Source organism: Allocoleopsis franciscana PCC 7113, from assembly GCF_000317515.1.
Classification (GTDB): domain Bacteria; phylum Cyanobacteriota; class Cyanobacteriia; order Cyanobacteriales; family Coleofasciculaceae; genus Allocoleopsis; species Allocoleopsis franciscana.
In genome coordinates this window covers 7,087,322-7,113,893 of sequence record NC_019738.1, presented here as the reverse complement: position 1 = coordinate 7,113,893, position 26,572 = coordinate 7,087,322, and the positions used below count along the sequence as shown (strand labels likewise).

Here is a 26,572-nt window from a genome sequence, read left to right as displayed (position 1 = left end):
CCGGCATCATGACAGAATTCACTGAGAGCGTATTATCCGGAATAATGGGGCTTAGGCAGAACTAGCCGTTGCCAAATAGCCCACAAGAAGATAGGGCGGCGCATTGGATTTCTCCCAGTGCCAAGAGGTAGATGTTACGAGATTATATCAAACTTACCAATCTTGCTGACTAGGAAAAAAACTTTTCACAGAGCGTTGTCGCTCTTTTCTACATCCTACCCTTACAGAATTCAATTTGAAGAGGAGTCACGCAGATAATAAAGCAACGCTGCCACCTCTGCGGGAATACCCGTGAAACGAACACAGAAATTAGTGGGACTATCCGCTGATATTTCCACCACTTTGGCATAGATATCCCCCAATCCCCTTGCCTTTTCCATCCCAGTCACTAAATTCATCTTGAGATTGCTCAACAATTCCACCGGATATTCAGAACATATCTGGGCTGAACCGGTCGATAACTTAACTAACGTCCCCTGAAATACCTTCTCTCCCATATATTTCCCCTGTAAAACCGTATACTGTACAGGGATTGCTTGACTGAGAACGACTAGTACCTCTTCTTTTTTCGGGACAAATAAGTTGAACTCACCGCCAATGCCGCCAATTTCATAAACAGTGATGGGTTCTTGGAATCCTTTAGGCTGTATTTGCAATGTTTCATCCACTCTGACAATGGAACCAACTTCTTTGAGAGTGTCTTTAGACACCAAGATTTGCCCGCCTACTGTATAAGATTCAATTCGAGCCGCCAAGTTAACAGGACTTCCCATCACTGTATACTTAGCGCGTTTTTTTGACCCAATATTCCCCACTAAGACTTCACCTGTATTAATGCCAATGCCCATGTCCAGTGAGGGTAGGTTCATTTGTTGGGCCTTATTGTTCACTTTATCCATTGCCAACTGCATCGCTATAGCACAAGCGATCGCACGTTGCGAGTCGTCTTCTCTAGCGATCGGTGCACCGAACATTACCAGAATGCCATCGCCCATAATCTCATTAATCGTGCCGTGATAATCGCTAATCACTTCCGTCATCACTTCCAAATAGAAGTTGATCACCTCCACGGCGGTTTCTGACGATACTCGCTCGGATAACGCGGAAAACCCCCTTAAATCCGACATCAATATCGTAACTTTTCGTTTTTCACCACCGAGTTGTAATCCTTCCGGTGTCTCCAGAAGATTGGCAACCACTTCATCCGTGAGATAACGGCCAAACGTTTGACGCATCCCGGTTGCTGTGTAGGCGACATAACTGGAAATTGCGATCGTAGACCCGGCTAAAGCCAGAACAGGCGGTACAACGGGAATCCACCATCCCTGAAGAAAAGCCAAGTAATTGCCATAGACCAAGCCACCTCCTGCGAAGAAAATACTGACAACGGTTAAAGGCGATCGCTGGGTTACACCATCCCGATATCGCCGTATCCAGCTCAACGTCGCACCCACCACTGCCCAACCAAAAATCCATAACCACTCCATCGGTTCAGACCAAACTTTAATCAGAGGGCGACCTTCTAACGCTGCACTCAAAATCTGGCTAACTACATCGGCATGAATTTCAACGCCAGCAAAGCTAGTCGCCGCTTGACTAACCTGCCTGCTACTATAGGGCGTGTAAAAGCTGTCCCTAACACTCTCTCCAGTTACTCCAATCAAGACAATGCGATCGCGCACTGAATTGACTGGCACCCGCCCCTGCAAAACATCGGTCATCGATAGGGTACGGAAACCCTGCCGCAAATTGCGAAAATTAGACAGTATCTGATATCCGCCTGCATCTGCAAAGAAATAACCCCCATCATGGGCATTAAATGGAGTAAATGTCGCTTTGCCAAGCTTATACTTCTGTTTGGTCTCGTCAATAATTTCGAGTTTAATCCCTTTAGTCTCCAGATAAGTCAAGGCTAACCGGGTTGCTAAACTTGGGATTGTCTTTCCCGACTTATCCTTCAGAGTTAGTAGACTGCGACGAATTTTCCCATCGGTATCCACCACAAAATCATTAGCCCCAACCTGACCGAATTTGCTCAATGTTGGAGGTGGATTAACGGCTAACCCATACGAATTCCCCACTACCTTCTGAATACCAATTAAATTCGGAGTTGAGGCAAAAACCTTAATCAACTCCTGATGACCGGGTTCTACTGGTAAATCACGATAAAGGTCAAGACCAATCGCTCTCGGCTGTTGCTGTTTGAGTGTTTCTAGTAATTTTGCAAGCTTTGCATCAGATAGAGGCCAATGCCCTGCCTTTTGGATATCTGCTTCATTAATTCCAACAATAACAATACGGGAGTCAACAGATTCTTTTGAGCGTAGCCGAAAAAATTGGTCTAACGCTGCCAATTCTAACCCTTGCAGCAATCCAGCCGAGCGCAACCCAATTAGTAATGCGGCTACACTGGGAGCGGCAATTAAGACACCGCGCCATTGCCATAGTTGTTGTCTCAGCTTTGCCCACATAATCATGAATCGACCTAGTTGAGATGAGAGAGAAAGTTAGCCGTTATCTTATCCTCAACGAAAAGCTTTCTCCCAGGCTTTTCCAAACTTCCCTCCCCACGCTCAACGGGTGAGTTACTTCCGCCATCCTGCACTATGGGGGTTTATCCAGGAAGGGTTAAGGCGTCGAAACGTCAGAAGCCCCGGACGTAGCGTAGCGGAGTCCGATGCTAGCTCATAAAGATCTATCTGTGAGCAGACAATCCTTTTGTGCCGCTAATGATAAGTTCTGGTTGACGAAAAATTGACAGTTGCCCCGCCCTTGCCTGCGGCGGGGTTTTTATGTGGAGACTCAAGCAAGCTGCAATACTTGGTTGACAAAGTGCGCGGCAGTGGTATTTTCTTTATGTTCAGTATGATTAGCGGCTGTGCGCCCAACCCACCAACCTAGGCAACGATCAGGCGATCGCCACAAGTCCAGATGCTCAATGGCTGGATCAGCATAGAAACTCTCGACCCCAGCACCTAATAGGGCTGAACTCCAGTGAGTAAAGTAATCATGGCTGACCCGATAAATGGGAAAATTCCCGTATAAAGGCACACCCCAGCCATCAAATGCCATAAAAGCTTTTACCTTACCGCCCAACATTTCCCACGCCCATGCGGCACCAATGGCACCCGCTACACCCGCACTAAAACTGATAAAAATGACTGGCGTTGTTTGGCGGGTATGACGCTGCAAAAATTCTAAAATATGCATAGCGGAGTAAGCGGGATAGTCCTGAGTCGGAAATATCAAAACCTGTTTAATCTCGCCACTCAATAAATTAGCGGTTTCGTCACGTCGCAATGCCTCTAAAAAATCCTGAGTCAGTTGTGGTTCATGGATGCCAGGACAAATCATGACACAACTGTGTACGGAAAGCCCACTACTCATTTTTTGCCTAAATGTTTGGTAGATTTAGGGTATCAGAACGATCAGTAATCCTGATGCCTCTTGGGTGATCGTACAGACTGGAATTTCCTTTTGAGCGAAACTTTGACCATTCTCTTTACACTTTGCCAAAGCGACAGTTATGAAAGATGAGAGGGGATAGAGGAAACTTCTTCTCCTTAATTTTAAGAGAGCTTTTCAGCAAATAACGAACCACTGTCTATGAACCGTCGTGAGTTTTTAATGTGGGTGGGGATTGGTGGACTCGCCAGTTCTTTACCCGTTGCCCTTGCAGCCTGTTCTCCCAAAACCGAAAAATCGCAATCCTCGACGATGCCAAAAAGGGCTGATGGATTTCAGTCGGTTGGCACTGTTGCAGAGTTAAACCAAAAGGGTCAACTTCTCAATAAACAGTTTGCTGGAGGTTCTGTACTTGTCGTCAGCAACCCCGCCAACCCAAAGACGATTACGGCAGTTAAGCCTATTTGTACACACCGAGGCTGTACAGTGGACTGGAAAGCCGATAAGAAAGCTTTTGTCTGTCCCTGTCATAAAGCTGAATTTAGTCTGGATGGCAAAGTTCTCCAAGGGCCGGCGAAGAAATCGTTGTCCACTTACATCGCCAAAATTGAAGGCGATTCAGTTTTAGTAAAAGCTACCTAACGATAGTCCTACGATTGTTGCAAACAACCGGAAGTTACTGACTGATGGGTACAAAATAAAATTACTATAGGGGCACAGTCTGTTGTGCCCTAAATTGAGCCGGCTCGCTCTGTCAGGAGAGTGGTTGACTGCAACTTTAATGAGCTTCTTTCTAGCTAACCGAGTCTCTAAAATATTAGCCAAATGACACAGAAATTTACCTCTAGACTACGGGTTAGGTATCACGAAATGGATGCCTTAGGACATGTCAATAATGCAGTTTATCAGCACTATCTAGAGCAGGCGGCGATCGAGCATTCGGAGTTTCTGGGGTTCGGTCCTAAGCGCTACGAAGAACTGGGTGGTGTGTTTGTCATGCGACGAATAGAAATAGAGTATCTCCGCCCTGCCGTCGCGGGTGATACGTTGGAAGTCGCAACTTGGCTGCAACAAGTACGAGGGCCGCGTGCCATCCGGCGTTACGAAATCCGCCAGGAAGGTGAGGAACAAATACTTGTAACCGCTGAGGCCTTGTGGGTTTGGGTAGACACAAAGGCTATGCGACCACGAGCCATTCCTCAGTTAGTACTGGATGCTTTTGTACAAACGATGCAGCCGGAAGCGTTGAAGCCAACACTCTTATAGTTAGTAGTTAGCTTTCCCTCATGCCGTAAAAATTTGTAACTATCGATATGACTTGAATGTATCTTTGGGCAGAAGAGATAGTTACTGCCACAATCGTAGGATTTTCCAGGGCTTGGTTTTGGGGTTTTTCAGCCTCAAGACAGCGTCGCTCGTCATTTTTCTTTGTGAATCTTAGAATCCTACGAAAAAAGGAGTTTTATATGCAGCAGCTTTTCTCTACGGTTTGGGGAGCCTTAGGCAAACGTATTTTAGTGTTTGGTTTAATGGGCTTATTGAGCGTTTCAGGTTTATTTATTTTTGCCAATCAACCTGCTTTAGCGGGTCAACCCTTACAGGTACAACAACACATTATTAGCCAAGCGGGAAGCAAGAGCGTCAATCGCGCTTACACCCAAACTGAGGGGCTAGGGCTTCCAGATGCACCTCCGCAAGAGTCTTACGATGAAGTAACAGAAGAAGTTAGTAGCAACCCCAAACAAGGTCTAGAAGAAATTTATGAAGAAGATTTGAAAGATTACAAAAAAGAAAATGCCAAGGATAGCGGCATATTAGAAGGAGCAAAAGACTTGGTTAATAAAGTCACTGGTAAGGAATAAGGTCAAACTCTAACTGAAAAATCTGGAACGAAGCTAATTAAACGTGGCGTCTGGTGTTATCTGGTGATTGCCTAACCCGTGAGCGGTGCTTGTCAATCAGCTAACCTTTTATGTAACCCAGACGCTAACTTTGTTGTCAATGCAGTAAGTTTTTGTCAATCCACCAGTTGGGTGAACCCATTGGATGAAGTGTGTTCTTTAGTACCCATTGTATGGTTAGGTAAGACTTACGCATCATGAACAAGCCCCCTTGAGAAAGGGGGCTATCTTTCTATGTCCTGTCAGTAATTTTGATCTTTAACTCTGGCAATTTTCACATTCAGCAGAGATTTTAATTCAGGCAATATACAATCAACTACATTATGTAGTATGATCTTGAAAGAAGCTTAAAGCCGAGAGCTAACAGCTAAAAACCTATGAGACTTGCATCTCCACGCCCAATCACCCAACCCATGGCGCTGACAGCCTACGACCTATGGAAAACCTATGGTCAAAAACAGGTGGTTCAAGGCGTTAACTTTACTCTCAATCCTGGAGAAATTCTAGGTCTTCTTGGCCCTAATGGTGCGGGGAAAACAACAACAGTGGGAATGTTGTATGGTTCTGTGATTCCCAGTCGAGGGTTTGTTCAACTAGGGCAACATCAGGTACAGGTTCAAGGTCGTATTGCCCGTGCTGCGATGGGAATTGTCACTCAAGAAGATAATCTCGACCCAGATTTTACGGTCTTTGAGAACTTAGTTTACTTTGCCCATCATTACCGCATCACTGGCAAAGCCGCACGCCATCGGGCGGGTGAATTACTCGCTCAGGTAGCGCTGCAAGATTATGGCAGTAATCGTATAGATGAGTTGTCTGGCGGCATGAAGCGGCGCTTAGTTTTAGCACGGGCTTTGATTAACCATCCTCAAGTGGTGTTTTTGGATGAACCAACCACTGGACTTGACCCGGATGCGAGGCAAGACTTTTGGAAGTTGGTTAGCCAACTCAAACAAAGTGGCTGCGGAGTGTTGTTGACTACCCACTATATGGATGAAGCGCAACGATTGTGCGATCGCCTAATCTTACTTCAGCAAGGTAAAACGATCGACCAAGGCACTCCAGAAGAATTAATTGAGCGCACGGTGGGTCGAGAAGTGGTTGAAATTGAGGGCATTGATGAACAAACTCTCCAGCAACTAGCGACTCAGGCAGGAACTTGGTATCGTCCCTTTGGTACCAGTTACTTGATAGGATTACCTGTCAATAATCCGCAGTCAATTTGGGAACAACTCAGTGCTACTGCACCGGAACGCCTGACACGTCGGCGGACTAATTTAGAAGATGTGTTCTTACGACTGACTGGAACATCACTTTAATCAAGGATGAAGTGTCAAGGATTAAGCCTAAACAAAGGGAAATCCAGTAATTAGTTTCACACTTCATCTTTCATATTTCACACTTCCTACTTCACACTTCCTAATATGAAAGGCATTTCTGTAACTCCTTGGGGAGTCTACTCAGTTTGGCATCGACATGCTAGGGTTTACCAAAAAACTTGGCTTATCAATAGTTTGCTGCCAATTTCAGAACCTGTGCTTTATCTGGTGGCTTTTGGGTATGGTTTAACCCCGCTTGTGGGAGATGTACCCTACAACGGTCAAACGATTCCCTATTTAAAATTTATTGCGCCGGGAATGATGGCAATTGGGGTGCTATTTCAGTCCTTCTTTGAAGGGGCATTTGGCAGTTTTATCCGCCTAAGTTATCAAAAAACTTGGCAAGCTTTACTAACAGCACCTTTAAGTTTCACAGAAGTCTTCTTAGGGGATTGGCTATGGGCAGCTACCAAAGGGACAATCGCGGGTCTTTTAACCGGTTTAGTGGCTGTTGTTTGGGGACTCTACTCTGGTTGGCATTTTCTCATATCGTTGCCAATACTGATTTTAGGAAGCTTACTCTTTGCGGTAATGGGATTGTGTACGGCGGGAACGGTGCGAACCATCGATCAAATTAATGTACCAATTTTCTTGTTCATCGTTCCCATGTTTACACTCTGCGGAACTTACTTCCCTCGTACCACACTACCACCCGTTCTGGGTAATATAGCAGGAGTTTTGCCTTTAGCGTCCATCATTGACCTGTTGCGCTGGCCTTTAGGATTACCGGGATACTGGTTCTTAGAATTAATGTGGTTGCTGTTGTGGATTAGTGTCTTTTCTGTATTAGCATGGCGACAGATTTATCCTCAGTTGCTTCGCTAGAAACCATCATTAAAATGAAAAAATGAAACGAACCGTACCCTCATGCACAATTATTATTTAGATCGTCGGCTTTTCTGATAAAACAAAGCTCAATTTTATTGTTCAGAACATGCTCAAAGCAATTCTCTTTGACCTGGATGGTACTCTCGTAAACACTGACCCCTTGCACTACCAAACTTGGCAGGAAGTTTTACGGGACTATGGGATGGAAATCGACCGCACATTTTATAAAGCCAAGATTAGCGGACGACTGAACCCTGTAATTATTCAGGATTTGTTACCCCAGCTATCCTTTGAAGCTGGACAGCAATTGGCTAACTCAAAGGAGGCACGTTTTCGAGAAATTGCTTTGAGCCTATATCGGCAAAAGGCAGAAGGCAGACCGGAGTTCATACGAGGACAGAAGGTTTATTGATACGTGGTTATTTCATCGGGCATTAGAATACTAATTTTTTTAACGCAGAGGTCGCAAAGGGTCACGCAAAGGGGCGCAGAGTTTTTGCACCCTAATCTCAGTTGCTTCCTACTTCATGGTGAGAGATGGGTTGAAAAAGAGAGATTGTCGCGACAATTGAGTATCATCAACAGTATTAGAGATTGAGTGACACAAACTGATATAAAAACTCCCGTGAATATTCCTGAAACAGTCACCTTTGAAGAAGCGATCGCATTTACCCAGTCTTTAATGTCCCAAATGGCGGCGGGTGAACTATCAACATCAGAAGTTTCTGATGCGATCGCCCAATTAGTGAAAACTGAGAACGGTGCCAGAGGTTTTTTTGTCACTTACCTCACTTCTGAGGGAACGTTAGCGGATCATCCCTCACCTGAAGTGATTCAGGCATTACAATCCTCGCCTGATATTGTGGCAGAACTTTCGGTGAAAAATTTGGCAATGTCAGCCGCACAAGCTGTAACTCATCGCCGCAAGGGCAACGAAGATATGGCTCAAAGGTCTGATCGAGTGCGATCGCGGACAACCCACCTCATAGAACAGCTTAAACTCCCTGAGCTACGAGAACGTTCTCTTGCCTTACAGGAAAGTGCCGCAACTGGAGAAGGCCGCTATCAAACATTTCTCCAACGCTGGGGTTACGATGCCCAACAACGGCAGGTTATTAGCGAGGCACTAGAACAATTAACCAAAGAGCATGATTAAAATTCTTCACCTATCCGATATCCACATGGGTAGTGGATTTTCCCACGGACGGATTAACCCCAGCACTGGACTTAATACACGGTTAGAAGATTTCGTCAATACCCTTTCGACCTGTATTGATCGAGCCATTTCTGAACCTGTTGATCTGGTGCTATTCGGAGGAGATGCCTTTCCCGACGCGACACCGCCCCCCTATGTTCAAGAAGCCTTTGCCAGCCAGTTTCGTCGATTGGTGGATGCTGACATTCCCACCGTGCTGCTAGTGGGCAACCATGACCAGCATTCCCAAGGTCAAGGGGGGGCTAGTTTATGCATCTATCGTACTTTAGGTGTGCCTGGATTTGTCGTTGGGGATGCGATCGCCACTCACCATATCCAAACCGTCAACGGCTCCGTACAGGTGATTACCCTCCCCTGGCTGACTCGTTCCACCCTCCTAACTCGCCCAGAAACCGAAGGTTTAGCCCTTGCGGAGGTCAATGAGTTATTAACCCAGCGCCTCGACCCAGTATTAGAAGCGGAAATTCGGCGTCTTGACCCAGAAGTGCCAACCGTTCTTCTCGCTCACTTAATGGCAGACCGCGCTAATTTAGGAGCTGAGCGCTTCCTCGCCGTAGGCAAGGGTTTCACAATTCCTCTTTCGATGCTGACGCGCCCTTGCTTTGATTATGTGGCTCTAGGACACGTCCACCGGCATCAAAATCTCAACCCATCTAATGACCCACCTGTCATTTACCCTGGCAGCATTGAGCGGGTAGACTTCAGTGAAGAAAAAGAAGACAAGGGTTATGTGCTAGTTGAGTTGGAACGAGGTCGCGCTCAGTGGGAATTTTGCCCGTTGCCAGTGCGTCCTTTTCAGACCATAGAGGTGGATGTTTCGGAAGCCACCGATCCTCAAAGCGCATTAATTAAAGCAATTGGCAAAAAGAAGATTCAAGATGCCGTCGTGCGGCTGATCTACAAGCTACGTTCTGAACAACTGGATTTAATCGACAATACTGCTATCCATCAATCCTTGAGTGACGCCCACAGCTATACTATTCGTCCGGAGTTAGTCAGTCAGCTAGCTCGTCCTCGCTTACCCGAACTGGGTGTTGGGAGTACCATTAACCCGATGGATGCTCTGTGTACCTATTTAGAAAATCGTCAAGACCTCAAGGATATCTCGAAGGAGATGATGGAGGCGGCACATCGGTTACTTGCTGGGGAGGATGATAGCTGGTTAGACATCGCTGAGCTTGATTATCGTTCTAATTTAGCTGAATCTTAAGTATTTTTACTTAACATTTGTGGAATTTAGCCGCTGCCACTAACTCTTGCCGCGCATGTGACAGTTGAGGGTGCGGAATGGGGGTTTAAAGCCGGAGAGTGTCAATCTCGACATATCCCTGATTCACGAACCAATCTACAGCATCCTTGAGTGCCGTTGAGAGAGGAGACTGAGGTAATCCCAATTCTCGAACGGCTTTTGAGGCATCATAATACATGCGTTGACGCGCCATCCTCACGCCATCCAAGGGAACATCAGGCGTTTTACCCAACGGCGCGAGAATTCGTTCATCAATCCAAGCCACACTCAAAGGTAACCAAGCGGGTACCGTATGTTTTGGAGCACTCATCCCTGTAAGTTGCGCGAGTTGATCGAGGAGTTGTTTTAAGGTCAGGTTTTGATTGCCTAAAATGTAGCGATCGCCTGTTTTCCCCCGTTCGAGTGCTAACAAGTGTCCCCACGCCACATCCCGCACATCGATAAAATTTAGCCCCGTATCTAAATAAAAGGGCATTTCCCGCCGCAGAAAACGCAATACTATATCACCCGTTGGCGTCGGTTTAATATCAAATGGGCCAATGGGACTGCTTGGATTGACAATCACAATATCTTGACACGCCTCAACCGCAATCCTTGCTTCCTGCTCCGCCAGGAATTTAGACTTTTTATAATGACCCACCAAGCTATCCACAGGGCTTTGATGAGTTTCATCCACAATCTCACCCGCAGCACCCACCCCAATCGCTGCAACCGAACTGGTGTAAACAATTCGTTCAATCCCAGCTTGACGAGCAGCCGCTAAAACGTTTCGGGTGCCTAAGACATTATGGCGATAAAGTACCTCTTGGTCAGCTTGCCACAGGGAATAGTGAGCGGCAACGTGAAACAGTGCCTGACACCCCTCCATCAACTGCCACAACTGGGAATCGTTTAAATCCCCTTGGACAATCTCCACGTCTAGATTTTGCAGGTTATCTAAACAACTGGAAGGACGGACAAGGGCTTTCACGGCATACCCTTGTTGCACCAACAACCGTACCAAATTTGCACCGATAAACCCCGTGCCTCCCGTAACAAAGACCTGCGTTACCATCAGACAAACCTCTTACCTTTGGAGAATCGACTGCGTAAATCGTCCAGCACAGCATAGACAACGGGAACAACAATCAGGCTCAACAGTGTGGCTGTGGTTAATCCACCAATAATTGCCACCGCCATCGGTGCCCGTAACTCAGCCCCCGCCCCCAAACCTAATGCCAGTGGCAGCATTCCCAAAATGGTGGACGCTGTCGTCATGAGAATCGGTCGCAGTCTTACGGGGCAGGCTTGAAGAATCGCTTCAGTCTGATTCAACCCAGATTTTCGTAACTGGTTGATGTAATCCACAATCAAGATGGCATTTTTGTTGATTAGCCCGATCAAAAAAATGATACCGATCAGGGAAATCATGCCGAAATCGCTACGAGTGATTAGTAACCCTAGCATTGCCCCGACAATGGATAACGGCAGAGAGAACATAATCACCAGGGGGTCAAGCCAGCTTTGAAATAGCAACGCCAACACCACCAGAATGCATAAAACTGACAGCCCCAACGTTGTACCAAAACTGCCTAAAATTTGGCTACTCCGGGCAGAATCTCCGCCTAAATCAAGGGTGATTCCAGCAGGGAGAACCGCTTTGGCTTCTGCAACCATACGATCCGTTGCATTTCCTAATGTCGCATTTTGTCCCAAATTGGCACCGACAGAAGCAGTGCGGCGAGTGTTATCATGCTGAATTTCCAAGATTGTGCCTGGTTGATTGGCTGTCGTACTAGAGGTTACATCCGTAAATTCAGGCCGTTTCTCAAGCCGCTGTTTGAGTTGGTTAGCCGTGCGGTTGAGTTCTTCGAGGTTGTCCCCCAGTAACGCTAACTTGAGCGGTTTGTCCCCACCCGTATCCACAAATTGAATATCTTCAATACTCGTCGTGACACCGGCAATCTGGGGCAACGAGTCGCGCAATTGGTTTTGCACGTCCGCTGTTTTCAGGGTGCGGTCGCTATTGAGTTTCACATAGAGTCTACCCTTATTCGGTTCCCCCTGACGCGACCCGACAATGGTAAAGACATCCTTGACTTGAGGCGATTTCCGCACAAAATCATCCAACTGCTTAGCCACCTGAAGCGAATCATTGAGGGGATTAAACGCGGAAGCCGCTTGAGCTTGCCGTAATGCCTGTACAGCATCCGGTGAAAGAGAGCCATTCTGGGCAGCAGTAAGAGATTTCTGCAAATCGGCGGGGGCAGGAAAATTACTGGCTCCCGCTAAAGGTGAGGAAGATTCACCATTAGGCGACGTTGATGGCATCCCCCCTAAGGATGAAGCGGAGGAAAGTTCTTTGGGAATGGTGGGTAAAGGAGCCGTATAAGTAATATTGAATTCACCGCGATCGAGTTTGGGAATAAACCCCTTGGGAATTAGCGGAATTAACCCTAAACCGATCGCCAAACTCAAAACTGCCAATCCCACCACCATCCATCGGTGATGCAAAGACCAAGCCAGTAAGTTTCGGTACCATTGTTCAAAGCGAGACCCGTTACCCTCTCGTCGGTTAGTACTTGTGGGTTTCAGCCATCGGGATGCTAATAACGGCGATAGCGTTCGAGCAACCAGCAATGAGGTCAGTACTGCGGCTGAAACCGTTATCCCAAAAGGCTTAAAGAACTGTCCCAGTACACCTCCCATTAAACCCACTGGCAGAAACACCGCCACGATGGTAAAGGTAGCGGCTGAAACCGTGACACCAATTTCTTTTGTGGCGATGATCGCTGCACGACGAGGCGTTTCTCCATTTTCAATATGCCGGGTGATGTTCTCCACATCGACGATCGCATCATCGACGATAATCCCAATCACTAGCGCCAATGCCAGCAACGTGATGGTTTCTAGATTGAAGCCAAAAATCGCCATGACGATAAATGTCCCCAACAGGGAGATGGGAATCGCCAATGCTGTAATCAGTGTTGCTCGTAGGTTCCACAAGAAGGGAAAAATCACTAAAACCGATAGCACTACCGCAAGAATCAACGCATCAATCGTCGCGTGAGTTGCCTCGCGAATATAGTCAGCCTGAGTTGAGGCAAGGGTGAGTTTTACGCCGGACAGGTTAGATTTGAGCTTCTCAACCTCTTTTTCCACTTGACTCACCACATCCAGCGTGTTCGCATCCCCCCGCTTGATGACTTGAAACCCTAGGGCATCTTGACCATTAAATCGCACTAAGGTCGCCCCTTGACCGAGAGCCTGACTGGCTGATGAGAGAGACAGAGGTGATGAAGGGGGTTCACCCAGTAGCTCAACTTTCAGGACTCCCGGTATTTGGGAGATAGCAGGCACAATTTTGTCCTTGGCAAGCTTCGCTAAATCCGTCAGGTTTTGGGATGAACTTTGGATGGCGTAACTCACAACCGCAGATTCGTTCAAGTTGAGGGGAATCACCTTAAACGTTGCTCCCGCAGGCAGCTTTAAATTCTTCAGTGACGTTTCCACCTGACGACTGACATTTTCCAGGTTCGTCCCCACCGCAAACGATAAACTGACGACGCTTTGACCAGGATAGGAGGAAGAACGGCTCTCATCCAGCTTTTCTAAGGATTTCAGTTGTTGCTCAATGGGATTAGTCAGTTGACTTTCGGTATCCAGAGCCGTTTTGAGTGGCGCAGAGGCATTCACCACCACCACGGGAAAGGTAATATCCGGGAACAACGCATACTTTAGAGAACTGAAAGCCAATATCCCTGCGACAGTCACCGCAATCCAAAAGCTGATACTCAACCAGGGAAACTCGATCGCTAACTGGGAAATATTAAATCGCTCTCTTAGGGCTTTTTTGCGAGTCGGCTCTACCATTGTGGGAGACAGATTGTGCGAATTACAGCCAAGATCTATGCGATTCTATCGTTACCGACCTTAGCTTTGTGGAACTATACACCATAGTCATTGCTCTTTGATGACCGATTCCCCACTCCCCGAAATTATTCTGGTTCCTCAAGGAGCCGAATATCAGGCCGTCTGTCGAGGTTTAAGCGGTGTTCAGCCTACAAAACCGTTAGTGCTGCCCATTCCCGTTGGCTCTAAGCCTGTCACACTTTATCTGGAACAATGGCAACAGACCGAGGCTTTTCTGTCAAAGAAGCCTAAAAGCATTTTGATCATGGGTTTAGGTGGAAGTTTATCGTCTCAATTGGCTATTGGGGATGTTGTTCTATATCACAAATGTGCTTATCAGTCAAGTGATGCTACTCCTGTATGGCGCTGCTTTGATGGCGAACTGACCTGGTTATTGCAGGACAAGCTAAAAGCAGGGGTTTCTCTGGTGAAGGGGTTCACGAGCGATCGCATTATTTGTTCTGCTGACGAAAAACGCCATCTTGGTCAACTCTACGATACCCAAGTGGTCGATATGGAAGGATTTGCGGCTTTGGAGGTTCTCTCTCAAGCTGGAGTGCCAGTCGCCATGCTACGAGTGATCAGCGACGACTCTCGCCACAACCTGCCCAATCTTACATCCGCACTCACCCCTGAGGGTGCGCTTCAACCTTTACCCTTAGCGATCGCCCTGATACGGCAACCCATTGCCGCTACCCGTCTAATTCGGGGAGCGATGCAGGGATTACGAGTGTTACAAAACGTGACAATGAGGCTGTTTTCTCAATAGACCTCGTGCAAAAGTCAATCTTTCCTTGAATAAATTAACTTTTCATGATATAGAATTTCATTGTGCAGGGAAAGGCTTTGGGTTTCAACCACTCTTCTAGCAACCCAAGATATGATAATCCGTAAAGCTGACCCATCTTGTACAGGCATCTATGCCATCTGCCGTTTCCCTTCAGAACGTCCACAAAACCTACGACAAAGTCCCCGTTGTTAACGACCTCTCCTTCACCATCGAATCGGGAGAGATGTTTGGCCTACTCGGCCCCAATGGTGCTGGCAAATCTACCACCATTCGGATGCTAACCACCCTGACTCGACCCAGTTCTGGTCAAATTGAGGTTGCGGGTTACGATGTTGTACGCAACAGACAACAAGTGAAAGAGAATATCGGCGTTGTATTGCAACAAATTAGCGTCGATGCCGACCTCACCGTCTGGGAAAACATGGAACTGCACGGACGCTTACACCACATTCCGAATCCCAAGCGTCAGCGGCTGATTAATCAATGGTTAGAGTATGTTGAATTGGCAGATCGACGCGATAGTTTAGTCAAAACCCTTTCGGGTGGCATGAAGCGCCGCCTACAAATTGCTAGGGCGCTATTGCACGAACCCAAAGTTCTGTTTTTGGATGAACCTACCGTAGGACTTGATCCCCAAACCCGCCGCCGCCTCTGGGAAATTATTCGCGATTTGAATAAACAGGGGATGACGATGTTACTCACCACCCACTATATGGATGAGGTGGAGTTTTTATGCAATCGCATTGGGATTATGGACGCCGGACAACTCATTGAACTCGGAACTCTCCAACAACTCAAAGCACAACATGGAGAGGGATTGGTGATGAAACAAGTTGGGGAACGTTTTGAGTACAAATTCTTTCCTGACTTAGCACAAGCGAATGCCTACTTGGATAGCTTACCGGATAAAACCGGTATCATGGTTCGTCCCTCTAACCTAGAAGATATCTTTGTTGAGCGTACCGGACGCCAATTGGATTGAGGGCATGGGGAATGGGAAGTAATAAAATCTCGTTGGCGTTTAAACTAATGAAGCGCTATGTAGTATTAGTAATATGTGAACACTGTCCACTCTACTGGTAGCTCTCGATTCAACATCTAACATCCAAAATCTAGAATCCAAAATTGTTCATGCCTCGCCTAGCTACCCAGATAGAAGCCATACTCTACCTGAAGGGAAAGCCCCTTTCGATCGCAGAAATTGCTGAATTTGCCGGATGCGACAAGGACACGATTGAAGACGCCCTAATTGAACTCATGGCAGACTATGCCCACCGAGATAGCGCCCTGGAAGTGATTGAAACACCTGCCGGTTACAGCTTACAGTTAAGGTCATCATTTCAAGACTTAATGCAAAATTTAGTTCCTGCTGAATTAGGTGTGGGTGCTTTAAGAACTTTAGCCGCGATCGCACTGAAAAAAACCATTGCCCAAACGGATCTGATTGAACTGAGAGGTAGTGGTGCCTACCAACATATTCAAGAACTGATTGCCCTCGGATTCGTCCAGAGACGCCGCCAAACCGATGGTCGTTCCTACTGGTTACAAGTCACGGATAAATTTCATGAACACTTTGAATTAGAGCAACTCCTTCCACCAGTAGAGCAGCCGTCCTAATCCTGAATAACCCTTTATTGTTGCTTTATAAAGCGTTTTTTATCAAAATTTATTTCTAAAGAACTACGATTTAGGACGAAAATCAGAGGTCGCCAGACGGCACAATCGTTTAGAGTAGAAACTAAGTTAAGTCAAAACCTGAGATTCCTAATGGTATTTAACCCTGACTTTCTCAGTTCCCAACCGGAAGATGAGCAAGCTAACCCACTGCTGAACTATCTTCAGCACCAATCTCCGGACGTTTTGTCCCGGGTTGCCAAATCCGCAACCCCAGAGATTCAACAAATCATCTCTCAGAACGTTCAGGGACTGGTTGGGATGCTGCCTTCAGAAAACTTCAACGTCCAAATTACCACTGATCGGGAAAACTTAGCCGGCTTGCTAGCTTCAGCAATGATGACTGGCTACTTCTTGCGTCAGATGGAACAACGAATGGAACTGGAAACAGCGCTCATCGACTCAGTTCCTTTGCGTCGAGAACCCCGTCACGGTGAGAAATCCGATAACTCTGCCAAACGACCTGAGCAGTAAACACCGTGCTGTTGGAAATTCCTGAAGTCCCCCGTAACACCTCAGCCGATTACGGGGGGAGCTAACTGTGAATTTGAGTCAGCTTGTAAAGTCTCAGTGTTTGTGTTTGACTCTTAAGTGAAAAGTGATTGTGCTGATTTAAACTTGCTAGCCCCTATGAGTAAAACAACTCGATTAGCCACCAGCGGCAAAAGTAAGCATAATCACGATTGACAGTAAAAGACCAGGACTCAGTAGTAGTCCTAACATCAACGCATCATGTAGGCTCATACCCGTAAATCTCCAAATTTCTCGCTTTCTACGCTAACGTGCCACACCAGCGATTCTTAATAAAATGAACAATTTGTTTGTAATTGCGACTTGGTCTATCCTGGTTTACGGAATTGTCGTCCTGCTGGGCGGTGTAATGGGGTATGTTAAAGCCAAGAGCCAAGTGTCACTGTTTAGCGGTGTAGCGAGTGGGATTGCATTACTAGTTGCTTGGTTCATCTGTCGCCAAATTCCGTTAGTCGGGTTGGGATTGGCAACCTTTTTGGGTTTGGTTCTGTTTATCGTCTTCGTCATTCGCTTTTTCAAAACCCGTGCTTTTATGCCAGCGGGATTAATGACGTTATTTTCTCTGGCTGCTACCGTTATATTTTTACTGGGCTTGCTCTCCGGAGGTGGCTTGTTAACTTAGAGCATCGCCTCTGGAAGCTAGCAGGTATTCTTTTTGTAAGTTTTTAGAGTGCCCACATCAGGCTGAAACGGCTCAATGGGGATGCACCCTAGTAAAGTTAATTGATAAAAGAAATAATAAATGGTATGTAGTGGTTTTGGTAAATTAAGAAGACCTTACTGATTTAGATTTAGTCCACTACTTTAATCCAGCCCTTGTTCAATCCCTGATAAACCTTTTCTACGAGGTTTTTCTCTTCTGGCGATAGAGCTTTTTTAGACAAGAGAGCCGACATAAATAAATGTTGGTCAATCCGAGTAATTTTGCGAAGGCACATGATGCGATTCGCTAGGTGTTCAACGGGGAATTTTGGGAAGCAAATTTCAGCCTGTCTCATAATTCCTTGTTTAAAAGCTCTGTAATTATACTATCCGTTCAATTACCTACATCTTCAGTGATCGGGAGTTATGGCTCCTGTGATGCACTCCTGAAACGAAATGTGACAGACACTCTATCACCCTGTGATGTAAATCACTCACTTAGAATAATCTAGCGCTTTGTGTCTCTAGGATCATAGCGAATCGGTTGGTACTCTAGAAAAGCTTGCTTGGCCCGACGGGCTAAAACATCAATGTTTTTTCGTATTGCGGTGATCATTTGCAATCACCTGACGAGTATAGCCGTTATTCTTGACTTCATGGTCGTTCCACTGTAGCCAAAGAGGCACTTGAGCATTGAAACAACGCACCTTGGCATCCAGCAAGTTATAAATGTGATTAATGATTCACTTGTGTCATACTCCACAATCATACGTGCGGGTGGTCAGTACGACTCCAAACAATGACCCTATCACCTGTGATATCACCACTGACAACGCTATAGGGTATTTTTTTAGTATGTCATCCACTCTGAGGTAATGATCGCACGTCACGAAACCTGCGCCAACTCAGATTTAGAAAAAAGGTCTGCGGCAATGAGGTCACCACCGGTCATAGCCCTTACGAATTAAGAAACAGCAGCGTGTTATTGACACCTGAGGCTGGCGTTCCATAAATACCTTCGTTTTTAAAGACAAACTTTTAGAATTGAAAAGATAAGCTAACACATTCCTATGACACCGAAAAAGAAGCCAACTCCAAAATCAACTCCGCCAAATACAGAGCCAGCACCTGCCACTAGCAAACTAAAATTAGTTGCGATTAAGCCAAGCTCAAAGGCTTCAGAAACACCGCCCTCTCCCTCCTCACCACCCCCATCTGTTGAGGTACCCGCAACCGTTGAAGCCTCCGTACCTGTTGAAGCTCCTGCACCCGTTGAAGCTCCTGCACCCGTACAGGAACCTACCAGGAAGATACTTAAACCCATCAAGCGCTCAAGCGCTTCTACTTCCTCCCCAGAAATTGATCCCTCACTACCAGAGAATAGCAATGCCATCTTTCAGGCGGTAGGGATTATTGTTGGGGATGTGACCTTTTCGGACAAAAAAGCACACATAACAATCTGTGACAAAGAATACCCTTTGTTCTATGCTTCCTCTCACAAAAAAGCCTTTGAAGCTCTCAAAATACACCTAAAAAACACAGAGCAGTCCCAACAGCGCTTGATTGTGTACCCTAAAATCATTCACTTTCCTAAGCGCGAACAGCCCTATTTAGTCGGCTTTCAGGTCGTCGGTTTCCACAGAGTTCCTGAAAAACCTGAATCCGAAACCGAAAACAACCGCAACTTAAGCATAGACCAGGAATTGCAGGATTTTGAATTTAAACTGTCTGGGCTGTGGCAATTTATTCCTGTTTGCCAGACTCCTTGTATCACCATCCAGAAAAACTTTAGTGAGGAACGCCTAACCTATATCAAAGAAGCCCCAATCGAACAGAAAGTTAACTTTATGAAGGCGTCTCACATTCCTGTGATTTGGAAAGATTCGCCGATTCGTCCTTTTCGCTTCAATCCCAAACTGGACAAAGAACAGCAGGGGCAAGCATCTTTTGTGGAAATCAAAGCGGCATTTTTACCCGATAGGGATGTTTTTGAGTTCCGCCAACTCAAGTCCCGCCCCTCTCAAACTTCCCCTAGATCCTTGAAAGCTGGCAAGACTCAAAAGGCAGAAGCCCTCAAGGCCAAAACTAAACGCAAGAGGGAACAAGCGCAAGCGCAAGCCGCCCCTAAAACCTAACCCTGGCATACCTATCGCAGGTGGCAGTTGAGGTGATTCTTGGCACTCTCCGCACATTTAAGGCGGAGATTCTTGGTTCATAGACACACCTTAAAACGAGCTATCCTTTTTGCGATCGCGGATTAAAGTAAGTACGGAGTTGAGCATCACACAGGAGCGGAAAAACGAGCGATTAGGCTCCTCATTAATGCGGACTTGATCATTCCTCTCCGCTTCCTGTTCATCAATCATCGATCTTTGCTTTCCAATACTTGGATGCTTGTAGCTGGCTCAATTTAAGCAACTGAGGATTGCCAAGTTCTAAAGATACCTGTGGTAATAAGGGTTTTACCTCCAATGCGGCAAGGATTTGGCTACCCAAGGCTCGTGCTAAAAGTGGGGGCACGGCATTACCGACCTCTCGAAAACCATGCCATTTGGTGATGTGGAAACGGAACCAGTCGGGGAATGAGTGCAGTCGCGCTGCCTCTCGCACGGAAATTACTCGTGGGTACTCAGGATGAATGGGACGAGGGGAGGTATAAGCACCACGATCTGAACCCGTTCCAGCTCTTAAGGTATAGCAAGGTTTATGCCAATCTAGGCGTCGTAAGCGGCTGATTGATTCTATCTTTCCTGGGGGTGTCTCCTGAAAACGCTCAATTGACCGTTCGGTGTGCCGAGTTTGCATGGAACTTGTCAACGTCGTTGGATTCCACCATCGAGAATAGGCAAAATTAGTGAGATCACAGGACAAACCCCGCAGTCTTTTGACGTAGACTGTCGCTTGCTCATGGATTGAGTACAGTTGTTCGGGGGTGAGTTGAATTGAGTCTATATGGTGGAGTTCATCAAAATCATCGAGGTTGGGTAAATCTGCGATCGCATCTTTTACGGTTATATATTGAGAAGGCGATCGCAGATCTGGCTCAGGATACGTGAGTTTGTTCAGTCCCACCTGGGTACCCAGTACGAATAAACGTCGCCGCTGCTGCGGGACACCAAAATTAGCAGCATTCAAAACCTGTATTGGTTCTGTAATTTCATACCCTGCCGCTTCAAACTCACACATCAACTGCTCTAGGATAGGGGAGTATTTCGGCATCCGTAAGCCCGGTACATTCTCCATCACAAAGTAGCGGGGTTGAAGTTCTTTCACGATACGGCAAAATTCAAAGATCAGGGTGTTACGTACGTCATCGAGTTGACGTTTACCAATCACAGAGAATCCCTGGCAAGGTGGCCCACCAAAGACTAAGTCAATGGGAATTGTGGAGAGAGGATCATGACGGCTTCCTGTTGGTTGCCTGTTCTTCGCAGCCCACTCTCCTACAGCCTTCTGAATATCTTGACCTGACAATTGAGCGACATCTGCACATAAAACCTTGGTTTGGGGAAAGTTGAACGCATGTACTAACCCATGAATCGGGTCGTGTTCAACTGCTACAGCGACATCAAACCCCGCCTGCTCAATCCCTAGGGAAAAGCCACCGGCACCGGCAAATAAATCAATTGCCACGGGTCGGCGTGATGAATGCATGATGCCATATCCATCGGGGATGGCGTAATCTTCACAGGACAGTGTCTCTATCGCTCATCTCCTCTGAATAGCCTAGGGATATTCTGACCTGAGATTATTCCTCAAAGACAGGAGGGGAAATATTTTTTCTCATTCCTTGACAGGATTTGTAGTATTTATGTAGTATAGTTATAGGGTGTTCAGCACAGAGCTTGAAATCCCTACAAGTTTTCTATCCCGCGCCCTAACGGGTGAAGCTTACACACAATCCGGCTATAAACCGGGAGGTTGTGAGTACTCCTTCGGAGAACGCTAATACCAATTCACTAAATGCTTGCTACAGATAGTTTTCTTGTTCCCCCCTTCATAAGGGGGGCTAGGGGGGTAGTGCAAGATGTGAGCATCAATAAAACGCTTAGGGTAACCAAGCGAGTAATTGATTAATTATTCATTTTTTATAGGAAGTATAGGAGGGTAGCCATGTCTGTTAAGACGATGGAAATTCTGGAGCAGTTAAAATCCTTAACAATACTCGAAACATCTGAACTTGTTAAGCAGATTGAAGAGACTTTTGGTGTAGATGCTTCAACAACTAAGGTGATACCTGGAATTCCAATTCAGCCAGAGATTGTGGTAGGTGATGAACCTCTACAGACCGAGTTTGATGTGGTGTTAGAGGAAGTCCCTGCTGATAAGAAGATTGCAATTCTTAAGGTAGTACGAACTTTGACGGGTTTAGCTTTGAAGGAAGCGAAAGACTTTGTGGAGTCAGCACCAAAAGTGGTAAAAGAAGCTGTTGAACTCGACGCCGCTGAAGACATCAAGCAACAATTGGAAGCAGCAGGGGCAAAAGTTTCTCTCAAGTAAGTTATATCTCACATCTTGCAGCTACCCACTTATCCGCCAAGGAATTAATTCCTTGGCTCATAGCAAAAGTCCTCTTAAGAGGACTAAATTCTGAAACGACAGTTGCAGCAAAATCAGGTGGCGTTGGAAACGTTCACCTTTGCGGGTGGTTACTACTCGCTGTCCAACTTGGTGCCAATGTTGTTTCGTCCATCACGCTTGGAGTTGTTGATGGAAATTCTGGAAACTCCGCTGCCCGTCAGGGATAGCTAATCCATGCAGTTAATCCATGCGGGACGTAATACAGAAGGTAAACTCGACCTTTTTAAGGAGATAATCCAAATGACCAAAGTATCTGTAAAGGGGTTGGGTAGTGAAACTGTAGCGCCTGAAAATGAAATTGGTATTCATCTTTTCCATTAGTACACCTGTGTCTTTTACATTTATGAGATTTTCACATCCACCGCCGACTTAGAGCGATGAATAAAAAAATTCATGTCTTAGACTATTATTGTTTTTCCTCAAGTGGGAAAATAACCTATGACCCTAAAAAAGGTAAATACTTTGAGCCTTGGTGGGCAATTTTAGAATGCGATAATGAAATTCTCAGGTATTATAAGTGGCTCCTTTTTAAAGAAGGGATTGCCATTCAGAAAGGTTCGGCGTGGGGCGCTCATATTACATGGATTAGAGGGGAGGAACCTCCAAAGAAGTCTTTTTGGGGCAAATATGAGGCTCTAGAAATTGGATTTCGTTATTCAAATTATTTAAGATACGACAATGGCAGGCACGTTTGGCTTGATGTTTATTGTCCTAAATGCGACGAAATGCGCCAAGAACTGGGCTTACAGTCACTGAATTCTATGTCTTTACATTTAACAATTGGAAGATTATTAATTGAACGAGAAAATATAAAAGGGTTACAAACCTACCACTATGATGATTAAATTGGTGTAATCCTTACCATCAGGAGGGATAGAAATGTCGATAACGCCGTGGGCAAGTCAGCCTTTAGAAGCAGGTATAAATCAAGCCCTCTCAGCAATGGAAGCAGGAATGCATGTCGCCCTTATTGCCACATTTGACCTCAAAACCTGCAAGGTGAGTGACGTTGTTGAAGAAGTTCTTACCCATCCTGAACTCAAAGCTTTTGATTTCATCCCAGTTCGCGACGAAAACGATATTGTAGGAGTTTTGTATCGCCCTTACTCCCGAAAATGCTCAACTGGTTGCTTGTACCGTTCGTTTTGCCAGAGAACTGATTCAAATACTTCAAGAATCTCTGGTAATAGCCAAATAATAATTGATATAGGAGGTGTTAGAGATGAAATTGGCTGAAGCGTTAATACTCAGAGCGGATTGTCAAAAAAGAATTGAACAGTTGCGGCAACGATTAGTAAGAAGTGCTAAAGTTCAGGAAGGAGAAACGCCTCCAGAACAGCCGCAAGCACTCATCGCAGAATTAGACGCGACGATTAATCAATTGGTAGACTTGATTCAGAGAATCAACAAAACTAATTCACTCACAAATCTGGAAGAGGGGATGACGATATCTGATGCTTTGGCGCAGAGAGATACACTCTTACTCAAGCGCAGTGTATATACTTCTCTCGTTGATGCCGCCGCTTATCAGCAAGATCGGTATAGTGCCTCTGAAATCAAGTCTTTCAGTACAGTTAATGTTGCCGAACTGCAAACGCAAACGGATCGACTTTCCAGAGAATGCCGAGAATTAGATACGAAAATCCAATCATCAAACTGGAATACTGAACTTATGGATTGAACAAGTTGGTAGCCAAGTCAAGAGAAGCGAGCACAAAACCTGCCAAATGGGTTAATTTGGTATTTAGCTTCAGCGCTAAAACGCTGATTCGGCATGAGAGGCCATGTCAAAATTAACAAATTAAGCCTAGTATTGTTACAAGCGTACAGGGCATTGTTAAAGTTACTACCGAGTGCTGGTCTGTTGATATTGGTGAGGGTGGGTTAGGGGATTCAACTTTCAATTCATGAGTTTAAGCGATAGCGAAGCGCTGCTGCGTTAGCAAAGCGACTCTGAAAGAGTAAGCGCAGATCGCACAATTTTAGCGATCGCTTCTATTTTGTTCCAAGTAAGCCACCAGTTCCTCTCCGGCGGTGTCGATGTGTCGTTTCAGTACCTTGACTGCCGCTTTAGCATCTCGTTGACGACAGGCATCCAGCAGTTGGTAATGTTCCTTTTGCGACTTCTCCAGGTAATTCATCTTCTCCATCTGAAGCCGAACGTAGCGATCGATATTAACGTGTAAGGTTTTAATCATCGTCAATAGTCGAGGGCGATTGGCTGGAGTGTAAAGCACCGCATGGAATTCCCAGTTCAATGTCGCCCAACGTGCCGCATCTGTCGTCTGATTCGTGGCATCCAAAATTAATGCCGCTTTTTCTAAATCCGATTCCCTCAACTGGGGAATCGCTAGTTGAATCGCTGTTGTTTCTAAGGCGCTGCGAATCTCACAAATTTCTTGAGCCTCTGCGGGAGAGAGTGCTGATACTGTTGCCCCTCGATTGAGTTGCAGCGTCACCAACCCTTCTGCTTCTAATTGCCGTAGTGCCTCCCGCACGGGGATTCGACTCACCCCAAACTGAGCCGCGATTTCATCCTGTCTCAGGGATTGCCCTTCCTGAAAAATACCCCGCAAAATCGCCTCTCGCAACGCATCGGCAATTAAATCGGGGGTGCTGCGTTGCTGTTGCAGCACGTTAGCGGCTAGGTCACCTAAGTTCATACTTTATGATGTATATTGTATACAATCTACAATATCCAAAAAACAGACACCTTGTCTAATCGTCTCTTTGCTTGAAATTACGGGAGCACAGTTATGAGCATTCAACCTCAACCCGACCGAGTGATTATCTTCGACACCACGCTACGGGATGGCGAACAGTCACCGGGCGCAACCCTGAATGTGGAAGAGAAACTGGCGATCGCTCATCAACTGGCTCTCCTAGGGGTGGATGTGATAGAAGCGGGATTTGCGGTTTCTAGTCCTGGCGATTTTGCAGCAGTAAGAACCATTGCCCAACAAGTTGGAGTGCCCGGTGGGCCGGTTATTTGTAGTTTGGCGAGAGCCATTCGCAAAGATATTCAAGCGGCGGCGGAAGCCTTGAAACCCGCTGCCCATCCCCGAATTCATGTGTTCATTTCTACCTCAGACATTCATCTCAAGCATCAGTTGAGAAAGTCTCGAAGTGAGGTATTGGCGATCGCAGAAGAAATGGTTGCCTATGCCAAGTCGTTTGTCGAGGATGTGGAATTCTCGCCGATGGACGCCACTCGCTCAGATCGGGAGTTCTTGTATCAAGTATTAGAACGTGCGATCGCCGCTGGTGCAACCACACTGAACATCCCCGATACCGTCGGCTACTCTACCCCGAAAGACATGGGTGCATTGATTCAGGGGATTCGAGCAAATGTCCCGAATAGCGATCGTGTAATTATGTCCGTTCACGCCCAAAACGATTTGGGTTTAGCCACCGCCAACGCCCTAGCGGCGATTGAAAACGGCGTCCGTCAGGTGGAATGCACGATTAACGGCATTGGCGAACGCGCAGGTAATACCGCCTTGGAAGAAATTGTCATGGCATTGCAGGTTCGCAAGGCAGATTTCAACCCTTATTTCGGTCGTCCGGTTGAGTCAGACGCACCCCTCACCCGCATTAATACTCAGGAAATTTACAAAACCTCTCGTTTAGTCTCCCAATCTACAGGAATTCTGGTTCAGCCCAACAAGGCAATCGTGGGAGCAAACGCCTTTGCCCACGAGTCGGGGATTCACCAAGATGGCGTCCTCAAGCACCGAGAAACCTATGAGATTATGGACGCGGCTGCCATTGGTTTGTCGGAGAACCAAATTGTTTTGGGGAAACACTCCGGACGTAACGCCTTCCGCACTCGCTTGCAAGAGTTGGGTTTTAATCTGAGTGAGGATGAACTGAATAAAGCCTTTCATCGCTTCAAAGAAGTAGCGGATAAGAAAAAGGAAGTATCCGATTGGGATTTGGAAGCGATCGTCCGTGATGAAACACTACCTCAAGTGGAACAAGGTTTTCAACTCGAACATGTCCAAGTCATTTGTGGCGACTGCGCCTGCCCGACGGCAACGGTTACGGTGATGAATCCCAGTGGGGAAATTCGCACAGATGCGGCTGTGGGTACGGGGCCGGTGGATGCGGTGTATCAAGCGATTAATCGATTGGTACAGATTCCCAATCAACTGATTGAATTCTCGGTTCAGTCGGTGACACAGGGTATTGATGCGCTGGGAACGGTGACGATTCGCCTCAGACATCAGGAGCGAATTTTCTCTGGACAGGCATCGGATACCGATATTGTGGTGGCATCAGCTTATGCCTATGTGAACGCACTAAATCGGCTCTATCGCTATATCCAAACCCAAACGGATGAGTTGAAAGTAAGCCCTATCAGCCAGCAATATTCAGAACGTCCTGAGTTTTTTGTAAACAGCCAGTTGCAGGCAGATTAAGGGATTTCTAAGAATATAGCGGTTGTTATTGGCTTAGGCTACAGGGTAGGGGTACCACATGTCG

Annotated in this window: 29 protein-coding genes; 20 read left to right on the top strand and 9 right to left on the bottom strand. The window is 46.3% G+C overall.

Annotated elements, in window-relative coordinates:
* Window positions 1-230: 230 nt before the first annotated feature.
* Together MIC7113_RS29305 and MIC7113_RS29300 are read right to left on the bottom strand one after the other, a co-directional pair.
* On the bottom strand, window positions 231-2,471 hold the full coding sequence (locus MIC7113_RS29305; protein WP_041781416.1) for a CHASE2 domain-containing protein: 2,241 nt from the start codon (window positions 2,469-2,471) through the stop codon (window positions 231-233).
* Window positions 2,472-2,802: 331 nt separating this feature from the next.
* The gene (locus tag MIC7113_RS29300; RefSeq protein WP_015185813.1) at window positions 2,803-3,387 is read right to left on the bottom strand and encodes a hypothetical protein; all 585 of its coding nucleotides are present in this window, start codon (window positions 3,385-3,387) and stop codon (window positions 2,803-2,805) included.
* Window positions 3,388-3,606: 219 nt separating this feature from the next.
* Here MIC7113_RS29300 and MIC7113_RS29295 point away from each other — a divergent pair, with 219 nt between their 5' ends.
* From MIC7113_RS29295 to sbcD, 8 genes are all read left to right on the top strand, one after another.
* Window positions 3,607-4,047, top strand: a complete 441-nt coding sequence (locus tag MIC7113_RS29295) for a QcrA and Rieske domain-containing protein (RefSeq protein WP_015185812.1) — start codon at window positions 3,607-3,609, stop codon at window positions 4,045-4,047.
* Window positions 4,048-4,230: 183 nt separating this feature from the next.
* Window positions 4,231-4,671 carry an acyl-CoA thioesterase gene (locus MIC7113_RS29290; RefSeq protein WP_041780269.1) on the top strand — a complete coding sequence of 147 codons (441 nt, stop codon included), beginning with the start codon at window positions 4,231-4,233 and terminating at the stop codon, window positions 4,669-4,671.
* Window positions 4,672-4,871: 200 nt separating this feature from the next.
* Window positions 4,872-5,267 (top strand): hypothetical protein, encoded by a 396-nt coding sequence (locus tag MIC7113_RS29285; protein WP_015185810.1) that lies wholly within the window; start codon window positions 4,872-4,874, stop codon window positions 5,265-5,267.
* A 416-nt stretch (window positions 5,268-5,683) separates the two neighbouring features.
* Window positions 5,684-6,625: an ABC transporter ATP-binding protein gene (locus MIC7113_RS29280; RefSeq protein ID WP_041780268.1), complete on the top strand. Its 942-nt coding sequence runs from the start codon at window positions 5,684-5,686 to the stop codon at window positions 6,623-6,625.
* Between the two features lie 105 nt (window positions 6,626-6,730).
* The gene (locus MIC7113_RS29275) at window positions 6,731-7,510 is read left to right on the top strand and encodes an ABC transporter permease (RefSeq protein ID WP_015185808.1); all 780 of its coding nucleotides are present in this window, start codon (window positions 6,731-6,733) and stop codon (window positions 7,508-7,510) included.
* A 109-nt stretch (window positions 7,511-7,619) separates the two neighbouring features.
* Window positions 7,620-7,925: an HAD family hydrolase gene (locus MIC7113_RS29270; RefSeq protein WP_015185807.1), complete on the top strand. Its 306-nt coding sequence runs from the start codon at window positions 7,620-7,622 to the stop codon at window positions 7,923-7,925.
* 186 nt (window positions 7,926-8,111) lie between these two features.
* Entirely contained in the window at window positions 8,112-8,669 is a 558-nt protein-coding gene (locus MIC7113_RS29265; protein WP_015185806.1) for a hypothetical protein, read from the top strand.
* Complete coding sequence (gene sbcD / locus MIC7113_RS29260) at window positions 8,662-9,939, top strand: exonuclease subunit SbcD (RefSeq protein ID WP_015185805.1); 1,278 nt, start codon at window positions 8,662-8,664, stop codon at window positions 9,937-9,939. The genes MIC7113_RS29265 and sbcD overlap by 8 nt, the downstream gene beginning before the upstream one ends.
* 85 nt (window positions 9,940-10,024) lie before the next feature.
* On the opposite strand, the gene hpnA is transcribed toward sbcD, so the two are convergent.
* On the bottom strand, window positions 10,025-11,032 hold the full coding sequence (gene hpnA / locus MIC7113_RS29255; RefSeq protein WP_015185804.1) for a hopanoid-associated sugar epimerase: 1,008 nt from the start codon (window positions 11,030-11,032) through the stop codon (window positions 10,025-10,027).
* Window positions 11,032-13,830 (bottom strand): efflux RND transporter permease subunit, encoded by a 2,799-nt coding sequence (locus MIC7113_RS29250; RefSeq protein WP_015185803.1) that lies wholly within the window; start codon window positions 13,828-13,830, stop codon window positions 11,032-11,034. The genes hpnA and MIC7113_RS29250 overlap by 1 nt, the downstream gene beginning before the upstream one ends.
* A gap of 100 nt (window positions 13,831-13,930) precedes the next feature.
* On the opposite strand from MIC7113_RS29250, the gene MIC7113_RS29245 reads away from it, so the two are divergent.
* The 5 genes from MIC7113_RS29245 (at window position 13,931) to MIC7113_RS29225 (ending at window position 17,486) form a co-directional block, all read left to right on the top strand.
* Window positions 13,931-14,638: a 5'-methylthioadenosine/S-adenosylhomocysteine nucleosidase family protein gene (locus MIC7113_RS29245; protein ID WP_015185802.1), complete on the top strand. Its 708-nt coding sequence runs from the start codon at window positions 13,931-13,933 to the stop codon at window positions 14,636-14,638.
* 151 nt (window positions 14,639-14,789) lie between these two features.
* On the top strand, window positions 14,790-15,641 hold the full coding sequence (locus MIC7113_RS29240; RefSeq protein WP_015185801.1) for an ABC transporter ATP-binding protein: 852 nt from the start codon (window positions 14,790-14,792) through the stop codon (window positions 15,639-15,641).
* Between the two features lie 149 nt (window positions 15,642-15,790).
* Complete coding sequence (gene scpB, locus MIC7113_RS29235; RefSeq protein ID WP_015185800.1) at window positions 15,791-16,276, top strand: SMC-Scp complex subunit ScpB; 486 nt, start codon at window positions 15,791-15,793, stop codon at window positions 16,274-16,276.
* A gap of 150 nt (window positions 16,277-16,426) precedes the next feature.
* Window positions 16,427-16,807, top strand: a complete 381-nt coding sequence (locus MIC7113_RS29230) for a DUF760 domain-containing protein (RefSeq protein WP_015185799.1) — start codon at window positions 16,427-16,429, stop codon at window positions 16,805-16,807.
* 334 nt (window positions 16,808-17,141) lie between these two features.
* Entirely contained in the window at window positions 17,142-17,486 is a 345-nt protein-coding gene (locus MIC7113_RS29225) for a TMEM14 family protein (protein ID WP_015185797.1), read from the top strand.
* A 169-nt stretch (window positions 17,487-17,655) separates the two neighbouring features.
* Here the strand turns inward: MIC7113_RS29225 and MIC7113_RS29220 are convergent, their stop codons facing one another.
* Both MIC7113_RS29220 and MIC7113_RS39130 read right to left on the bottom strand, forming a co-directional pair.
* Window positions 17,656-17,862, bottom strand: a complete 207-nt coding sequence (locus MIC7113_RS29220; RefSeq protein ID WP_015185796.1) for a hypothetical protein — start codon at window positions 17,860-17,862, stop codon at window positions 17,656-17,658.
* Between the two features lie 231 nt (window positions 17,863-18,093).
* Window positions 18,094-18,192 carry a hypothetical protein gene (locus MIC7113_RS39130; RefSeq protein ID WP_315889697.1) on the bottom strand — a complete coding sequence of 33 codons (99 nt, stop codon included), beginning with the start codon at window positions 18,190-18,192 and terminating at the stop codon, window positions 18,094-18,096.
* 384 nt (window positions 18,193-18,576) lie between these two features.
* Here MIC7113_RS39130 and MIC7113_RS29215 point away from each other — a divergent pair, with 384 nt between their 5' ends.
* The gene (locus MIC7113_RS29215; protein WP_015185795.1) at window positions 18,577-19,641 is read left to right on the top strand and encodes a hypothetical protein; all 1,065 of its coding nucleotides are present in this window, start codon (window positions 18,577-18,579) and stop codon (window positions 19,639-19,641) included.
* A gap of 90 nt (window positions 19,642-19,731) precedes the next feature.
* Here MIC7113_RS29215 and MIC7113_RS36975 read toward each other — a convergent pair whose 3' ends face one another.
* Window positions 19,732-19,872, bottom strand: coding sequence for a hypothetical protein (locus MIC7113_RS36975; RefSeq protein ID WP_015185794.1), 141 nt, complete (start codon window positions 19,870-19,872; stop codon window positions 19,732-19,734).
* A complete protein-coding gene (locus MIC7113_RS29210) occupies window positions 19,865-21,160 on the bottom strand; it encodes a DNA cytosine methyltransferase (protein ID WP_015185793.1) in 1,296 nt (431 codons plus the stop codon). Before MIC7113_RS29210 ends, MIC7113_RS36975 begins: the two co-directional genes overlap by 8 nt.
* A 459-nt stretch (window positions 21,161-21,619) precedes the next feature.
* Between MIC7113_RS29210 and rplL the strand changes: the two genes are divergently transcribed.
* From rplL to MIC7113_RS29190, 5 genes are all read left to right on the top strand, one after another.
* Complete coding sequence (gene rplL, locus MIC7113_RS29205; RefSeq protein ID WP_015185792.1) at window positions 21,620-22,006, top strand: 50S ribosomal protein L7/L12; 387 nt, start codon at window positions 21,620-21,622, stop codon at window positions 22,004-22,006.
* Window positions 22,007-22,108: 102 nt separating this feature from the next.
* Window positions 22,109-22,258 (top strand): hypothetical protein, encoded by a 150-nt coding sequence (locus MIC7113_RS36970; RefSeq protein WP_155898116.1) that lies wholly within the window; start codon window positions 22,109-22,111, stop codon window positions 22,256-22,258.
* A 206-nt stretch (window positions 22,259-22,464) separates the two neighbouring features.
* Window positions 22,465-22,932, top strand: a complete 468-nt coding sequence (locus tag MIC7113_RS29200) for a hypothetical protein (RefSeq protein WP_015185790.1) — start codon at window positions 22,465-22,467, stop codon at window positions 22,930-22,932.
* Between the two features lie 34 nt (window positions 22,933-22,966).
* Window positions 22,967-23,323 carry a hypothetical protein gene (locus tag MIC7113_RS29195; RefSeq protein WP_015185789.1) on the top strand — a complete coding sequence of 119 codons (357 nt, stop codon included), beginning with the start codon at window positions 22,967-22,969 and terminating at the stop codon, window positions 23,321-23,323.
* Window positions 23,310-23,768 carry a DIP1984 family protein gene (locus MIC7113_RS29190; protein ID WP_015185788.1) on the top strand — a complete coding sequence of 153 codons (459 nt, stop codon included), beginning with the start codon at window positions 23,310-23,312 and terminating at the stop codon, window positions 23,766-23,768. The genes MIC7113_RS29195 and MIC7113_RS29190 overlap by 14 nt, the downstream gene beginning before the upstream one ends.
* Window positions 23,769-24,069: 301 nt before the next feature.
* On the opposite strand, the gene MIC7113_RS29185 is transcribed toward MIC7113_RS29190, so the two are convergent.
* Entirely contained in the window at window positions 24,070-24,750 is a 681-nt protein-coding gene (locus tag MIC7113_RS29185; protein ID WP_015185787.1) for a GntR family transcriptional regulator, read from the bottom strand.
* A gap of 93 nt (window positions 24,751-24,843) precedes the next feature.
* Here MIC7113_RS29185 and MIC7113_RS29180 point away from each other — a divergent pair, with 93 nt between their 5' ends.
* A complete protein-coding gene (locus tag MIC7113_RS29180) occupies window positions 24,844-26,508 on the top strand; it encodes a 2-isopropylmalate synthase (RefSeq protein WP_015185786.1) in 1,665 nt (554 codons plus the stop codon).
* Window positions 26,509-26,572 lie beyond the last annotated feature (64 nt).

Bases quoted from the DNA above. Each gene is read 5' to 3' on its own strand.
- MIC7113_RS29305 (WP_041781416.1), bottom strand. From the start codon at position 2,471: ATGTGGGCAAAGCTGAGACAACAACTATGGCAATGGCGCGGTGTCTTA.
- MIC7113_RS29300 (WP_015185813.1), bottom strand. From the start codon at position 3,387: ATGAGTAGTGGGCTTTCCGTACACAGTTGTGTCATGATTTGTCCTGGC.
- MIC7113_RS29295 (WP_015185812.1), top strand. From the start codon at position 3,607: ATGAACCGTCGTGAGTTTTTAATGTGGGTGGGGATTGGTGGACTCGCC.
- MIC7113_RS29290 (WP_041780269.1), top strand. From the start codon at position 4,231: ATGACACAGAAATTTACCTCTAGACTACGGGTTAGGTATCACGAAATG.
- MIC7113_RS29285 (WP_015185810.1), top strand. From the start codon at position 4,872: ATGCAGCAGCTTTTCTCTACGGTTTGGGGAGCCTTAGGCAAACGTATT.
- MIC7113_RS29280 (WP_041780268.1), top strand. From the start codon at position 5,684: ATGAGACTTGCATCTCCACGCCCAATCACCCAACCCATGGCGCTGACA.
- MIC7113_RS29275 (WP_015185808.1), top strand. From the start codon at position 6,731: ATGAAAGGCATTTCTGTAACTCCTTGGGGAGTCTACTCAGTTTGGCAT.
- MIC7113_RS29270 (WP_015185807.1), top strand. From the start codon at position 7,620: ATGCTCAAAGCAATTCTCTTTGACCTGGATGGTACTCTCGTAAACACT.
- sbcD (WP_015185805.1), top strand. From the start codon at position 8,662: ATGATTAAAATTCTTCACCTATCCGATATCCACATGGGTAGTGGATTT.
- hpnA (WP_015185804.1), bottom strand. From the start codon at position 11,032: ATGGTAACGCAGGTCTTTGTTACGGGAGGCACGGGGTTTATCGGTGCA.
- MIC7113_RS29250 (WP_015185803.1), bottom strand. From the start codon at position 13,830: ATGGTAGAGCCGACTCGCAAAAAAGCCCTAAGAGAGCGATTTAATATT.
- MIC7113_RS29245 (WP_015185802.1), top strand. From the start codon at position 13,931: ATGACCGATTCCCCACTCCCCGAAATTATTCTGGTTCCTCAAGGAGCC.
- MIC7113_RS29240 (WP_015185801.1), top strand. From the start codon at position 14,790: ATGCCATCTGCCGTTTCCCTTCAGAACGTCCACAAAACCTACGACAAA.
- scpB (WP_015185800.1), top strand. From the start codon at position 15,791: ATGCCTCGCCTAGCTACCCAGATAGAAGCCATACTCTACCTGAAGGGA.
- MIC7113_RS29230 (WP_015185799.1), top strand. From the start codon at position 16,427: ATGGTATTTAACCCTGACTTTCTCAGTTCCCAACCGGAAGATGAGCAA.
- MIC7113_RS29225 (WP_015185797.1), top strand. From the start codon at position 17,142: ATGAACAATTTGTTTGTAATTGCGACTTGGTCTATCCTGGTTTACGGA.
- MIC7113_RS29220 (WP_015185796.1), bottom strand. From the start codon at position 17,862: ATGAGACAGGCTGAAATTTGCTTCCCAAAATTCCCCGTTGAACACCTA.
- MIC7113_RS29215 (WP_015185795.1), top strand. From the start codon at position 18,577: ATGACACCGAAAAAGAAGCCAACTCCAAAATCAACTCCGCCAAATACA.
- MIC7113_RS36975 (WP_015185794.1), bottom strand. From the start codon at position 19,872: ATGATTGATGAACAGGAAGCGGAGAGGAATGATCAAGTCCGCATTAAT.
- MIC7113_RS29210 (WP_015185793.1), bottom strand. From the start codon at position 21,160: ATGCATTCATCACGCCGACCCGTGGCAATTGATTTATTTGCCGGTGCC.
- rplL (WP_015185792.1), top strand. From the start codon at position 21,620: ATGTCTGTTAAGACGATGGAAATTCTGGAGCAGTTAAAATCCTTAACA.
- MIC7113_RS29200 (WP_015185790.1), top strand. From the start codon at position 22,465: ATGAATAAAAAAATTCATGTCTTAGACTATTATTGTTTTTCCTCAAGT.
- MIC7113_RS29195 (WP_015185789.1), top strand. From the start codon at position 22,967: ATGTCGATAACGCCGTGGGCAAGTCAGCCTTTAGAAGCAGGTATAAAT.
- MIC7113_RS29190 (WP_015185788.1), top strand. From the start codon at position 23,310: ATGAAATTGGCTGAAGCGTTAATACTCAGAGCGGATTGTCAAAAAAGA.
- MIC7113_RS29185 (WP_015185787.1), bottom strand. From the start codon at position 24,750: ATGAACTTAGGTGACCTAGCCGCTAACGTGCTGCAACAGCAACGCAGC.
- MIC7113_RS29180 (WP_015185786.1), top strand. From the start codon at position 24,844: ATGAGCATTCAACCTCAACCCGACCGAGTGATTATCTTCGACACCACG.